This window comes from Staphylococcus sp. FSL W8-0305 (assembly GCF_037966415.1).
Classification (GTDB): domain Bacteria; phylum Bacillota; class Bacilli; order Staphylococcales; family Staphylococcaceae; genus Staphylococcus; species Staphylococcus aureus.
In genome coordinates, this window is record NZ_CP150198.1 from 1,396,942 (window position 1) to 1,411,456 (window position 14,515).

Consider the following 14,515-nt stretch of genomic DNA (forward strand, 5'->3'; position numbering starts at 1 on the left):
CCTAAATAAAAGGGATTGATGAAAAGCCATTCAGTTTTTCATCAATCCCTTTTAGCATAATTACGAACTACGTCATACTATCTACAATAACCATTTCATCATAATTGATGGCTTCTCTTAGTTTTAACGCTGTACCTTCTGATACTTCATCTGTATCAATCAACTCACGTAAAATGCGACGTTGTTCTCTCAATGCATTTAATTTAATTTTAGTAATCGTATCTTCACTTGCTGAGTTGAAGAAATTAGATGGTGTTAAGTTTTCAATTCGCATTAAATAACCGTCACAAACCATTCCAACTTCAAGTGTATTATCTTTTGTTGTTTCCTTAGACAAACGACTAACCACATTATAATGGACTAATTTATTAATTTTATTTAATTCCATTAAGTTATCCGTAACACTAAGTGAAGATGCCGAGTTCACTCTCGTTTGTACTCTTCGTTTTAATAAAGCACCTCGTAATAATACAATCATTCTTCTTATTAATGATGCTTGTCTATATACTTGTGTTCTTTCAGCATAACGCATATAGTTTTCAAGTACACTATTCGTTATTTGTCCTTCATCTACTAAAGACTCTAAAGTCTTTGTTTCTACATTAAAAGCAATTTTTTGTAGACGTTCTAATTCTTTAGAGTTTTCATCATCTTTCTCTACAGTTTTTAAAAATGCTAATTTATCATGATATTCTTTAATCACATTACCATATTTAAAACTTGTTTCGAAAGTAGATTTTTGATTTAGATAATCAATAACTTGTTCTAATATATAAATTCTAGCAACTTTAAACGACATATTGCCAATTACTGTTTTAGGTGCAGGTTTCGTTAATAATGGCAATAATACTTGCGCAACTACCAAACTAATAATAACCATACCAGATGCAATAAATAATAAATCATTTCTATACGTAAAAGCATGATGACCTGCTAAAAAATACGGTAACGTTAATGCGATTGCTAAAGAAATTGTTCCATGCACACCACATAACGTCATAATTAAAGCGTATAAACTTCGCTTTGGTGGTTTCTCAGTCGTTGGATTATCATCATCATTTTTAGTCATCATTTTTTGGAATGGACTGATGGCTAAATAAAAATAAGGATATAAGACATAAACCCAAACAAATCTAAATAGATAGACAGCTAAAGCAACAACAATAGTGATGCCTATTAAAAAGATTAAATTGTGCGGTTCTGTTTTGATAATTTTAATAATAACTTCAGGTACTAAAAATCCTAGTATTGAAAAAACAAAGCCATTTAAAACATAACCTAGTATATTCCATGTATGATTGTAACTCATTTGTAGTTGTGTACGTACTTGCATAATTCTGTCACGTTCGAAACCATGTACAAGTCCTGCAACTACTGCTGCAATGATTCCTGATGCGTGAAACAATTCAGCAATTAAATACGTAACAAATGGTGTTAACAATTGAATAATTGTAAACATATTAATGTTTTCATATCCTCGACGCATCAATGTTAATCGGAACCTTACTAATGCCATACCTATAAGTAAACCAACCACTGCGCCACCAATTGATGCAATTAAAAACAACTGAACAGCATCAACAAGTGAAAAAGCACCTGTAACTAATACTCCAACAGCTATTTTAAATGAAATAATACCAGCAGCATCATTCAATAATGACTCACCTTCAAGAATTGTCATTGCTCCTTTTGGCAAGACCTTTCCTTTAGTAATTGCTTGCACTGCTACTGCATCAGTAGGACAAAGAATGGCAGCAATTGCAAATGCTGCTCCAATAGGTAAATCTGGCCAAATCCAATGAATAAATAAACCGACACCTATCACAGTAGTAATGACTAATCCTAATGCCATCATCATCACTGGCTTAATATATTTCCTTAAATGGACTCTAGAAACATTAACACCTTCTACAAATAACAAAGGCGCAATCATTGTTACCATAAATAATTCAGAATCAAAATTAAATTGAACAGGGATTGGGGTAATAAATAGTAACATGCCCAAGAAAATTTGTATAAATGCTAGGGGTACTTTAGGTATGAAAGTATGGACAAACGAACTTAGTATCACAACAGCTATAAATATAAGAATTGTTTCAAATATTTCCAAACTTTCACCTCTCTAAAAAGTATTGTTTAATTGAAAAATAAGTATCACATCTCGTTGTAATTATACTTTAGAGGATAAATTGAGTTAGCGACCACAAAAGCACTTTAATATAGATATATGTCTACGATTGCAGTACTTAAATTTGCAATTATTTAATTTTATTTTATCACTAATTGTTTGTATAAATAAACAACTTGCTTTCACATAACAACATTAACTTATAATACAAAAAATGAGCACCTTAAAATCGACTAACCAATTTCAAAGTACTCTTTTAATGATTAATTTTGAAAACAAATCTTCAAAAGTATTGTTATGCTTAACAATTTAGCCAATACTTCAATCGTTTTGATACCATTTCTTACGATACTCTTCTCGTTTTTTAGCACGTAATTGTAATGCTTTTGTAGAGTTTTGTTCATTTGAACTTAATAATATTGATGCATGTGTGTGATCATCATTTTTTCGATACATATAAGCGCCGTTGCGATAAGCAGCGCGAGCGACTAAGTGCATGCCGACTGGTGAAGTTAAATTAATAAAAACAAGTGACAGTAATAAACGCACACTGAAAAATCCTGTATTCACAATAAAATAAATTAATACACCAATTAAAGTTAATAACACGGATAAAGTCGAACTTTTTGTTGCAGCATGACTTCTTAAGAAAACATCTTGGAATTTCACGATACCTATTGCACTAATAAGAGCAATAAAACTACCTAACAACAACATCACAGCAGCAATAAGACTAAAGATTTCTTTTGTTATTTCCATTAAACACATACCCCCCACCAATAAATCTTGAAATCGATACAGAGCTTACAAAAGATATAATGGCAATGAGCATGATTGAATCTAGGAAAGAAACGGTGCCCATTAGTACACTTAAGACACCCACAATAGACATGACAACAGCACTTGTTGTATCAAATGTAACGACACGATCTGCTGTTGTAGGTCCCTTGATTAATCTAAATAAACAGATGATTAATGCAATTCCAAAAATAATGAGTGAACTAATAATCATAATATGTGTGATTGTTTGTATCATCGCGACACCTCCAATATTAAGTCTTCATAATGCTTAATACTTCTTAACAAACTATCTTTTTCTTTTTCAGACACGTCGATACTATGAATAAAAAACTTTTTTGAGTCTTGAGAAATTCGTATTACTGTAGACCCTGGAGTTATAATAATTAAAATTGTTAAAAATGTTATTGCCCAGTCACTTGTTAGTCTTGTTTCATAAGAAAGTAATCCAGGGTTCATATCTTTTGTTTTAAAAAGAATATAATTAATCGTGCTAATGCTAGATGTTATTAATTGATATAAATAAACACCTAAAAATTTAATAGCTACCCAAATTTTTCTAACATAAAAATCATCGCTGAAAAACCTGTGTAATATATAAATGACAATTAAACCAATTAGATATCCAGAAAAGAAAGTCGAGAATTTAAAATGATCTTCATCTTGAAATAAAACCCATAAGAATGCAATGATAATATTTAAAACAATTTGATTCATTTATTCCTCTCCTTTCAAATGTGGATTAACAAGCTTTTGATATAATTGATCGTTCGTATTAAGTTCTGTTGCATCATTAGTTATTTTTAACAGCACAGGCGCTGCAATCCCGATTGCGATAACCACAACTACTAAAATACTTAAAATACCTTTACGATATTGTGGGATTTTCTTAAAATGAACTTCTTCGCCATCTTTATCTCCAAAATACATATAGAAAAGTATTCTAAACAAGCTGTACATAGCAATTAGACTAGTAATAATCATTAACGCTAGTCCAATATAGTTGCCATTTTGCAATGCACCTTGGAAAATAAGTACTTTCCCCGGAAAGCCACTAAATGGGGGCACGCCGCCAATAGCAAAAATCATTATAATAAACGCAACACCAAAGAATGGTTCTTTTTTTGCTAAACCATTTAAATATTGATATTGTCGATAACCAGTAATATAAACTAAACTACCAATAATAAAGAATAGCAATGTTTTTACAACAATATCATTTACTAAATAAAATATTGCACCATTAATACCTGCAAACGTGTTTGTTCCTAAACCTAAAATGATAAATCCTATTGAGATTATGACTTGGTAAGCTGCAATCTTTTTAATATCTTTATAAGCAATGACACCAATAGCGCCGATGACCATGGTTATAGCTGCCATTGTTACTAGCAATGGATGTATAAGACCATTATGTTGGTCAAATAATAATGTAAAGAAGCGAATCAATGCATAAGCGCCCACTTTGGTCATTAACGCTGCAAATAATGCTGCAAGCTCAGTATTTAACACTGCGTATGCTTTGGGTAGCCACATAAAAAGGACCAGCGCTGCCTTCGCACTAAAAGCGACTAAGAAGATTAATGAAATCATTGTAACAGTGCGATTATCTCCCATGTCATTCAAACGCATTGCAATATGTGAAAAGTTTAATGTACCTACTGTTTTATAAAGTAAACCTATACCTAATAAGAATAGCCATGAACCAATAATATTCAAGACAACATAAATAATTGCGGCACGTAATTGTTCTACAGATTGTCCAAGTGTAATGAGTACAAATGACGCAAGTAACATAATTTCAAACATGACATATAAATTAAATAAATCTGATGTTAGAAAAGAGCCTATCACACCAACACTTAAAAATAATATAAATGAAGGTAAATGATAACGATTTGCTTTATGTTCGCCACGCCCAAATCCATATGCCATAATTAAAGTAATCACAAACGAAGCGGTTGTAACCATGATTAAACTTAACGAATCTCCTAAAAACTGTATTCCAAATGGTGCAGTCCAACCACCAAAATCCAATGTAATTGGACGATGCCGCTGAACATAAATTAATAGCATTAATGAAATAATTGTGGTGATAGTCATTGTACCTAAGTATAAATATTTAGAAATACGGTCATTATTTTTTAAAAATACAAGGATTAAGGCACAAAGGAATGGTAATAACATTGGTAATATTAACAAATTACTTAGCATCATCTTCCCCCCTTAAGCCTTCAATTTCGTCTTCTTTAGTTACTTTATAAGTTCTATAAACGAGGACAAGTAAAAACGCAGTCATCCCAAAACCTATAACTATTGCAGTTAATACAATAGCTTGCAACAGTGGGTCGACAAACAATTGATTTCCACCTGTAATCAGCGGTTCTGATTTATTAGAGCCGTAAGTGCCCATACTCATGATAATAAGGTTACCAGCATGTGTATAAATTGAAATACCTATGACAATACGAATTAAATTTATAGATAATATCATATATGTCCCTATAAATACTAAAAATCCTATAACTAGTAATAAAATTAAATTCATGATCGACCTCCACTAAGAGACAGCATCACCGTTACAATAACCCCGACAACCGAGAACAAAATGCCCAATTCAAACAGTGTTATTGTCGTTACATGAATGTGCCCTAAAATTGGTAGTGTCAATGTTGTTTCATATTGCGACAAAAAAGGTTTTCCAAAAAATGTTGGCATTATCGCAGTAATAGATGAAACTAATGCACCAATAATCATTAAAATTCTAAAATCTATCGGTAAGCTTTCTAATACTTCTTCGACATTAAAAGCTAGAAACATTAAAATAAACGCGGAACTAAATATTAAACCACCTATAAAGCCACCACCTGGGTTATTGTGGCCAGCGAAGAAGACGTAGAATCCGAAAGTCAATAAAATAAATACAACGAGTTTCGTGACCGTTCTTAAAACGACATCATTCTCTTTCATCTTGTCCCCTCCTATCTTGGTAATTTAATAATGTGTAAATACCTAATCCAGTAATAATTAATACTAAACCTTCAAACAATGTATCTAATGCTCTAAAGTCTCCTAATATCGCATTCACAATGTTTTTGCCACCTGTTAATTTATCCGCTCTAAGATAAAAATTAGAAATCGATGCCAATCCATCTGCTTGTTGCGCGATGAAAATAAGTGACACAACAATCAGCGCCATCATAAGAGATACTGAAATTTTAATTATTTCTCGTTTTTTATTAACTTTAGACCTTGGTACGTTGGGTAATCTTGAAAAGCTAACAATAAATAAAATTGTCGTAATCGTTTCAACTACAAGTTGCGTCAATGCTAAATCAGGTGCTTTCATTGCTATAAAGAATAAAGTTACAACAAAACCGATGACCCCATTTAAAATGACCATGGTTAGTCGTTGACGTATAAATATTAATGACAAACCAATGATAACTGTAACAATTGCTAATATAACTTCTAACGGTCCAAATTCGGAAACATGTAACTGATGAACTTTTGGTAGTCCTATACGAATATAACCGTATCCGATGATTACCATAAATATGCCCAGTGTCATAATAATGTATTGATTTAAACGATCTTGCATAACACGTTTAAATCGCTTCGTAGTAAACTTTTCAAATTGTCGGTAAACCATTTCGTACCCTTTTGAAACTGAAATTTGTCTAATTTTACCTGTGAACACTTTTTTCCAATCTACTTTGATTGCTAGTACACTACCCAATAAAATAATGATGATGGTTAAAAGAAGCGGTATGTTAAATCCATGCCATTGCGAAACATGTGGTACCAATGGATCAATTTGATGATTACCACCTGATACACCTCTTAATGCTGGAACGATAATCCCCTTCCCAAATATATTTGGCACAAAAAAGATTACAGGTACTAGCACCATTAATATAAGAGAGGGTAAACTAAACAACCATGGTTCGTGGATATTTTTTTTAGTAAACACTTTAAAATCATATTTAGTCCAAAATACTTCTTTAACCATGTAAAGTGCATATGTGAATGTAAAAATACTAGCAATAACACCCATACATACGATGATAATCATTGAAATCAAACTAAATTGGGACAATTGTCCAGTTTGTGTTAAAGCATCTAAGAACATTTCTTTACTTAAAAATCCATTTAAAAATGGAACACCAGCCATAGATAGCGCCGCAATCATCATAACAAGATTCATTTTTGGAAATAATTGACGCATGCCACTTAAAATTCGTATGTCCCTTGAACCTGCTTCATGATCTAAAATCCCTACACCCATGAAAAGCGCACACTTGAAAATTGCATGATTCATAAGATGGAACAATGCTGCAAATAACACAAATACATAAATAGATGCTATTGCGTCTTGTTGGTGTTGAGCATATCCGCCACCTATACCCACCATAGCCATAATCATCCCAAGTTGACTGATTGTAGAGTATGCTAGGATTCCTTTTAAATCCCATTGTTTTAAAGCTGTGATTGATCCAAATAACATAGTTATTAACCCGACAAAGGTTACGATATAAATATACATATTGCTTAGACCTAACAAAGGTGTAAATCTAAGTAATAAAAAGATACCAGCTTTAACCATAGTGGCTGAATGTAAATATGCACTTACAGGTGTAGGCGCTGCCATTGCCCTTGGTAACCAAATATGAAATGGGAATTGTGCAGACTTTGTAAATGCACCTAATAAAAACATGATAATCATGGGGATAAATAAAGCATGGTTCTTAATATGATCTGCTTGTCCTAATATCTCTGTGATGTTATTCGTTCCTGTCATGATATACAACATGATAAAACCAACTAATAATGCCAAACCACCAAATACTGTAATCATAAATGACTGCATCGCACCAAATTGACTATCTCCGTTGTTATACCAATATGAAATTAATAGAAATGATGATACGCTAGTTAGTTCCCAAAACACATACATTAATATTGTATTATCAGCTAATACAATACCGAGCATGCTAAACATAAATAGCGTTAAGTATAAGTAAAACCTTGGTAAATTATCTTTACGAGAGGATAAATATTGTGTTGCATAGAAGAATACAGCGATTCCAATAAGGGAAATAATAAGGGAAAACATTAAACTCAAACCATCTAAACGTAAATCTACATTAATATCTAATGAGGTCATCCACGGAATGGAAACAGACAAATAATGCTGTTTAATTACTGATGGAACTTGTAACAAAAAATAAATAGATGCTATTACAGGTGCAGTCAGCGCTATGTATCCTGCATATTTAGCCATTGCTCTACGTTTAGATGTTAATAATATCATCGCCATAATTACTAGTATAGCAATTAATAGATAAACCAAACTCATTATTAGCCTCCTTTTTCGTTATAATTGTAATGAAATATAAATACTGTGTTCACATTCATTTTCTAAACCGATAAAATTCAATGTTTCTATAGCTGATTGATGCCCTAAATACTTTTGAATGACAGGAATAGGTATGCCCTTTTGATATGCATGATACGCAAATGTCTTACGCAATGTCGTTAGTCCTACATTCTCTATGCCAGCCTTAATTGCTGCTTGATGAATAATACGATAGGCTTGTTGCCTAGATAATACTTGATTAGTTCTCAATGATTGAAATAATACATCTTCATTTGACAGACTTTTGTTTTCAATATAATGAAGTAACTCATTAGATAATGTTTCTGGCAATCTAATTTTAATCAATGAGTGATAATGGGCTTTACACAATTCGCTTAGTGTCCCCTTTTCTATCAGTCGTTTAGTATCTTCAACAGTAATTGTTAATAATTCTGTTATTTTCATACCACTATGTATAGCTAATTTAAAAAACAAATAATCCCTATCAGATCGAGCTTTGAGCGCGTCATACATTTTATTAATATCATCATTGCATTTAATTACTTCTACCTTGTTCATATGTCCCTCCTTGCTTTAAGTGTCTTAATCATAAACATTAAGTATTTAAGTCACATATAATTATAACCTTTTTTATAGAATTTAAACAAGAATAATAAAATTAACCCAATTATTTTTTTCTTTCGATATATAGTGTGAAAGGAGGTTTTAAAATATGAGTAAAACAAATCACATTACAATTGTATTATCATTTACAAAACTAGATACAAATGGTAAACAAACAGAATTTAAACGTCGATTCGCCAATATTAATCCTGAAGTATCAAACGACCAAATTAAAACATTTAGCAAACTTATCGAGCGACTTACTGGAGAAACATACAATAACATCGAAGTCATCAAATCTGTATCAATTTAATCAGGAGGACACTTTCATGACCAAAACACTTGAATTAAGTTTTAAATCTTCATTAGACAAACCTGTCAAATTGCAATTACCACAATTAAACAACATCGTAACCGAGCAAGTTGCACGTGATAGTATGAATGCATTAGTAGATTTAAATATTTTAAAGTCTAATAGTGGCGCTATCACCAAAGTACATTCTGCTCAAATTATTGATAAAACGACGACCGTTTTATTTGAAGCAAAGAAATAGTCTCAAACATAGGTAGTCATTCATTGAATATAATCATTAACGCCCCAGTCTTTCTTCTTGATTGACTGGGGTATTATTATGGCACTCGCTTTACTTTTATCTCTTTTAAAAATAAGTTGTATTTTTTCTCTATAGTGATAATCTATACATATGTTTTTTATTATTAACTTTGGAAAGTGAGACTTTATTCATATGCTTCTTTTCTATATCATTGGTGTCCTAGTTGGAATGCTTATTCCTATCCAAACATCTGTCAATTCAAGACTATCACTGTATACTAAATCACCTTTCTATACATCATTTATTTCATTTTCAGTAGGTACTATATGCTTAATCGTCTTAAATATTTTTATAAATCCTGACGTTTTCTCATTACACTTTTTTAGTAATCAAACATTCAACTATACTTGGTTCGTTGGCGGATTACTCGGTGTTGGCTATTTAACTGGCAATTTATTGTTATTGCCAAAATTAGGTGCAACATTAACTGTAATTGCAACAGTTGCGGGTCAAATTATTATGGGTGTCATTATTGATACATTTGGATTATTTGGTGCTACAATTCATGATTTTAATTTAATTAAAGCAATTGGAGTATTGTTACTCATTATCGGTATCGTCATAATGAATCAATTTAACAAGAATAATTTATTACTAACTGATCAAAAGTATTTATTGTTTTGGCTTCTCTTAGGATTTATTTTTGGTTTCTTTCCACCTATTCAAACGACAATTAACAGTTTATTAGCAAGTCATACTCATTCACCAGCCTTTGCATCATTAGTATCATTTACAATTGGGTCAATAACGCTATTGATTTTAACCGCTATTTTTAATCGTTCTTTAAAACTAAAAACAAGTCATTTAAAATTCGGTAAATTAAAACCTATCTATTTTACTGGCGGTATACTAGGCATGGCTTTTGTAACATCTAATATAATTTTAATGCCCCATTTAGGTGCAGCATTAACAACACTTATTGGTATGTTTGGTCAAATACTTATGGGCATACTCATTGATCACTTTGCCCTATTTGGTTCACCTAAAATAGCTATGACATCAAGAAAAACTATAGGCCTGTTGTGTATATTGACAGGGATTATATTTTTAAGATTATTTTAATTTAACATTTAGCTTATCATTTTAACTTGTAATTATTTTTAAAAGTGATAAGCTATTTTTTTGTGGTCTAAATTAGTTTTAATAAGTACTAATATGGGTAGTATGCTTTGACACAACAAATTTTAATTTAGCAAATTCGATAGTCAACTCATTCTTAAGACCTAAATTAATGTTATTTTTTAATAATTTACACCAAATTAATAGCAAAATTTATGTTATTCGTGCTAATATTTCATAGTTGGTTATTCAATTAATTAAAAATAAGTCAAAATGTACAACTTTAATTCATTCATTGAGTCGACTTTAAAGATTGAAGATGCTTTAAATTATGAACCATAATCGTACTTTCTAATATTGATTACTTGTTATCAATCGGATTACTATACACTTACTTTAAAGTGCTATAGTTTTACTTTTGTCATTAAAATAGTGTATTTTTCTTATCATTAAAACTGCACTGGGAATTACTAAATTAAAAAAATTATAAAAATTTTTCTTTTTTAGTGATAAAAGTTCGAAAAATGGGTATAAATATTAGAAGAAGTTAACTTGAAAGCGTTAAGCTATGACAAAGAATCACTTTAGATACACATTGAATATTGAAACATTTAATTGCGCTAAATCGTTTCATTAAATAAATTACCTTGTACTGACGATTAAATTAAGGTAAATAATAAAAAATGCTGATCTTTTTGACTAATCCAAATGCTAACCCAGAAATACAATCACTGTGTCTAATGAATAATTTGTTTTATAAACACTTTTTTGTTTACTTCTCATTTTTAATTAGTTATAATTAACTAAATAATAGAGCATTAAATATATTTAATAAAACTTATTTAATGCAAAATTATGACTAACATATCTATAATAAATAAAGATTAGATATCAATATATTATCGGGCAAATGTATCGAGCAAGATGCATCAAATAGGGAGGTTTTAACCATGGCAATTACAAAAATCAATGATTGCTTTGAGTTGTTATCAATGGTCACTTATGCTGACAAATTAAAAAGTTTAATTAAAAAGGAATTTTCAATTAGCTTTGAAGAATTCGCTGTATTGACATACATCAGCGAAAACAAAGAGAAAGAATACTATCTTAAAGATATTATTAATCATTTAAACTACAAACAACCACAAGTTGTTAAAGCAGTTAAAATTTTATCTCAAGAAGATTACTTCGATAAAAAACGTAATGAGCATGATGAAAGAACTGTATTAATTCTTGTTAATGCACAACAACGTAAAAAAATCGAATCATTATTGAGTCGAGTAAATAAACGAATCACTGAAGCAAACAACGAAATTGAACTATAATTTTGTTTAGCGCAATTTGGTGAAGTTTGATAGATGATACATTCTATTAAACTTCCTTTTTTTATGCTCTTTTTACCTAATTGTTAAGCGGTTTTGCACTAATGGCACTTAATATAAGGAAGATAGCCGCTTAACGAGCAGTATATATCAAATACATTTCAAAAAAGCTGATTTCTATCAAATAATGAATAGTAATCAGCTTTTTCACATTGCCTAAGGGCTTTATGCCCTAGCTTTATATATCACATATTATGATACGCTTTTTAAAAAATTTAGATAATAACATAGAAATGCTTCTGGTTCTTCAATATGCGGTGCATGTCCTGAATGTTCGAAGATTTTTTTCGTTACATTTAAAAAATGCGCTTCTAATTTAAAATGATTCTTATCTTTAATCAAAGGATCATGTTCCCCATTAATTAACAAAGTAGGTACACATGTACGTTTTTTTAAATACATAGGTTCATCTTTATGCAAAATTAATGAACGAATTGCCACCGCACTATCATCCTCAGACTTAATGCTATATATTCTTTGTTTTTGATACCATTTCATCGTCTTCTCTTGATTTCTAAACAATTTAGAAAATAAAAGAATATACGCTTCAGACTTATTAAAACCCGCTATATCATCTTGATATTGAATTAACAATTGAGTAAAGCTGTGTATTAAGTCATCTTTCTTCGATGCAATGGTAGTTAATGATTTTACACGATAAGCATATTTATCTGTAAATAACTTAGCAACTACCCCACCTAAATCATGTCCTAGAATATGTGCCTCATGAATATTTAACTTCTCCATTAAAATTTTTAAATCCTCAACGTGATCGTTTAAATCGTATGATTCACTTTTAGAAGACTTGCCATGACCTCTTAAATCGTAGGTAATTACTTTATATGATGATGCTAGTTGATGTTGCAAATCTTCAAATCCAGCTAAATTACCATCCAATCCATGAAGTAATATTATAGGATCCCCTTTACCTTCAATTTGATAAGTTAATTGGATTTGAGGATTAATTGTGACTTTATTCATTGTGACACCTCCCTCAATAAACTATATACCCAACCTTCATTCTATGTACGCTTCCATTTTATAAACAATTTTTTTAAATTATTTATAAATTACCAAAAGTTATTCCAACAATAAAAAAACTATTCATCTCAATTAATACAATTAATCAAGTGAATAGTTTTATCATATTTATAATCTTGTACGTGAAGATAATCTAATTGTGAAATATATAACTAGAACTACTAATAATATCCATATAATTAATGAAAAAGTCTGGGCTGATTGTGGATTATGAATCATTGCATCTACGGTTTTTTGACAAAATAATAAGCCGATTCCCGAAAACTCAAGTCGCTTATAAAATATGCCGGCAATTACTAAAATAATACCAATGAAAAAGAAAAATTGATGTCCAAAATTTGTAATTGGTATAACGCCCCAAGTAATATTAAATGCTTGTAATATAATTAATAACAGGGATATGATAGCGATAATTGTACCCATAACCATTTCTATTTTATTACTACGCAAGTAATTCTTTTGAGACACCCTTAGGTATACAACAATAGTCATTGGAAAAATCACTAAACAATAAAATAGACTCATTCCAGTAATAGCTTGAAACTGAACATACTGTTTATCATATAAATAGGATATGAGAATGAAATTTATAATAAAGAAAATAACTGGATTCATTTGTAAAGCAAACAAATTCCTTTGAATCATTAATATGATTTGTGCTGGAGATTTTCTTTTATATTCAATATAATCTTGATCTTTCTTTTCAGAATTTTTTATATCAGTAATTACTTTCTCTTTAATATCATCAATCAAATGCGGTGATAAACCTTTATGATTAAAGTAATCTTCTATATTTTCTAGTAAAATTTTATCGTTAATACGCATTGGTAGTACTCCTTTAAAATGAAACATCTTTATTTATTGTATTGGTTTAATATCCCCTTCGCAAATCATAAAAATTAATATTCACTGTATTATGCCATGTAATAAAATAACCGACAAGTATTGCGATTTAACTTGTCGGTTAAGCACGATTAATTTAATTATTATTTTTCCAAATCAATACGATATAATTTTATGTTTTTATCTTTTGGTGCTGAGGCAAATTGATAAGTCGTTTTGCCTTTTTCAATATATCCAAAATTACCAGCAACTTTGCTATATTCCGTATGTGTTACTGCTTTGCCAACATAATTTTTAACAGCTTGATATGTTGGACCATTAGCATCATTATACATCATTGAAATATGAGTTACTTTACCATTGTTTTTCTTACCATCAGTAGTTACTAATAACATACCTTTTTTAGTATGGAATTCGTAATAATGTTCAGTTCCATCTTCATTGTAAGAATACATCGGATTTTTGTACTTAGTTAAAACATCTTTAATAGATTCGCCAATTTTCACATTTTCTAATGACTGGTCACCCTTAATTAATTGTTTAACAGTATCAATAGAGTTGCCACTTGCTGCTTCGGCACTAGTGTTCGCTATGCCTACTCCCATTACAACAGAACATGCAATTATACTTGCCGTTAGTAGCTTTTTCATAAGCACTCTCTCCTTTT

At 30.5% G+C, this 14,515-nt stretch carries 16 protein-coding genes; 4 read left to right on the plus strand and 12 right to left on the minus strand.

What is annotated here, in order from left to right; genetic code table 11:
* Window positions 1-67: 67 nt before the first annotated feature.
* The 9 genes from NST10_RS06920 to NST10_RS06960 all read right to left on the minus strand — a co-directional run bounded on the left by NST10_RS06920 (window position 68) and on the right by NST10_RS06960 (window position 8,864).
* Entirely contained in the window at window positions 68-2,110 is a 2,043-nt protein-coding gene (locus NST10_RS06920; RefSeq protein ID WP_000402172.1) for a sodium:proton antiporter, read from the minus strand.
* Window positions 2,111-2,449: 339 nt separating this feature from the next.
* Complete coding sequence (gene mnhG2 / locus NST10_RS06925) at window positions 2,450-2,887, minus strand: Na+/H+ antiporter Mnh2 subunit G (protein ID WP_000406616.1); 438 nt, start codon at window positions 2,885-2,887, stop codon at window positions 2,450-2,452.
* Window positions 2,862-3,164 (minus strand): Na+/H+ antiporter Mnh2 subunit F, encoded by a 303-nt coding sequence (gene mnhF2, locus NST10_RS06930; protein WP_000616643.1) that lies wholly within the window; start codon window positions 3,162-3,164, stop codon window positions 2,862-2,864. Before mnhF2 ends, mnhG2 begins: the two co-directional genes overlap by 26 nt.
* The gene (gene mnhE2 / locus NST10_RS06935; RefSeq protein WP_001071971.1) at window positions 3,161-3,643 is read right to left on the minus strand and encodes a Na+/H+ antiporter Mnh2 subunit E; all 483 of its coding nucleotides are present in this window, start codon (window positions 3,641-3,643) and stop codon (window positions 3,161-3,163) included. The genes mnhF2 and mnhE2 overlap by 4 nt, the downstream gene beginning before the upstream one ends.
* A complete protein-coding gene (gene mnhD2 / locus NST10_RS06940; protein ID WP_000950557.1) occupies window positions 3,644-5,140 on the minus strand; it encodes a Na+/H+ antiporter Mnh2 subunit D in 1,497 nt (498 codons plus the stop codon).
* A complete protein-coding gene (mnhC2, locus tag NST10_RS06945; protein WP_001048982.1) occupies window positions 5,130-5,474 on the minus strand; it encodes a Na+/H+ antiporter Mnh2 subunit C in 345 nt (114 codons plus the stop codon). Before mnhC2 ends, mnhD2 begins: the two co-directional genes overlap by 11 nt.
* On the minus strand, window positions 5,471-5,896 hold the full coding sequence (gene mnhB2, locus NST10_RS06950) for a Na+/H+ antiporter Mnh2 subunit B (RefSeq protein WP_000661909.1): 426 nt from the start codon (window positions 5,894-5,896) through the stop codon (window positions 5,471-5,473). Before mnhB2 ends, mnhC2 begins: the two co-directional genes overlap by 4 nt.
* On the minus strand, window positions 5,883-8,285 hold the full coding sequence (gene mnhA2, locus NST10_RS06955) for a Na+/H+ antiporter Mnh2 subunit A (RefSeq protein ID WP_339209099.1): 2,403 nt from the start codon (window positions 8,283-8,285) through the stop codon (window positions 5,883-5,885). Before mnhA2 ends, mnhB2 begins: the two co-directional genes overlap by 14 nt.
* An 18-nt stretch (window positions 8,286-8,303) precedes the next feature.
* Window positions 8,304-8,864, minus strand: a complete 561-nt coding sequence (locus NST10_RS06960; RefSeq protein WP_001044966.1) for a tyrosine-type recombinase/integrase — start codon at window positions 8,862-8,864, stop codon at window positions 8,304-8,306.
* Between the two features lie 154 nt (window positions 8,865-9,018).
* Between NST10_RS06960 and NST10_RS06965 the strand changes: the two genes are divergently transcribed.
* The 4 genes from NST10_RS06965 (at window position 9,019) to sarA (ending at window position 11,907) form a co-directional block, all read left to right on the plus strand.
* Window positions 9,019-9,222 (plus strand): hypothetical protein, encoded by a 204-nt coding sequence (locus NST10_RS06965; protein WP_000047745.1) that lies wholly within the window; start codon window positions 9,019-9,021, stop codon window positions 9,220-9,222.
* Window positions 9,223-9,238: 16 nt separating this feature from the next.
* Window positions 9,239-9,463, plus strand: coding sequence for a DUF2922 domain-containing protein (locus NST10_RS06970; RefSeq protein ID WP_000169038.1), 225 nt, complete (start codon window positions 9,239-9,241; stop codon window positions 9,461-9,463).
* Window positions 9,464-9,655: 192 nt separating this feature from the next.
* Window positions 9,656-10,585, plus strand: coding sequence for a DMT family transporter (locus NST10_RS06975; protein WP_001574632.1), 930 nt, complete (start codon window positions 9,656-9,658; stop codon window positions 10,583-10,585).
* 947 nt (window positions 10,586-11,532) lie between these two features.
* On the plus strand, window positions 11,533-11,907 hold the full coding sequence (gene sarA, locus NST10_RS06980; RefSeq protein WP_001018677.1) for a global transcriptional regulator SarA: 375 nt from the start codon (window positions 11,533-11,535) through the stop codon (window positions 11,905-11,907).
* Between the two features lie 249 nt (window positions 11,908-12,156).
* Here the strand turns inward: sarA and NST10_RS06985 are convergent, their stop codons facing one another.
* The 3 genes from NST10_RS06985 to NST10_RS06995 all read right to left on the minus strand — a co-directional run bounded on the left by NST10_RS06985 (window position 12,157) and on the right by NST10_RS06995 (window position 14,498).
* Window positions 12,157-12,945, minus strand: coding sequence for an alpha/beta hydrolase (locus tag NST10_RS06985; RefSeq protein ID WP_339209110.1), 789 nt, complete (start codon window positions 12,943-12,945; stop codon window positions 12,157-12,159).
* A 168-nt stretch (window positions 12,946-13,113) separates the two neighbouring features.
* Window positions 13,114-13,830: a hypothetical protein gene (locus NST10_RS06990; protein WP_001222137.1), complete on the minus strand. Its 717-nt coding sequence runs from the start codon at window positions 13,828-13,830 to the stop codon at window positions 13,114-13,116.
* Between the two features lie 161 nt (window positions 13,831-13,991).
* Window positions 13,992-14,498: a hypothetical protein gene (locus NST10_RS06995; RefSeq protein ID WP_000735554.1), complete on the minus strand. Its 507-nt coding sequence runs from the start codon at window positions 14,496-14,498 to the stop codon at window positions 13,992-13,994.
* Window positions 14,499-14,515: the final 17 nt, after the last annotated feature.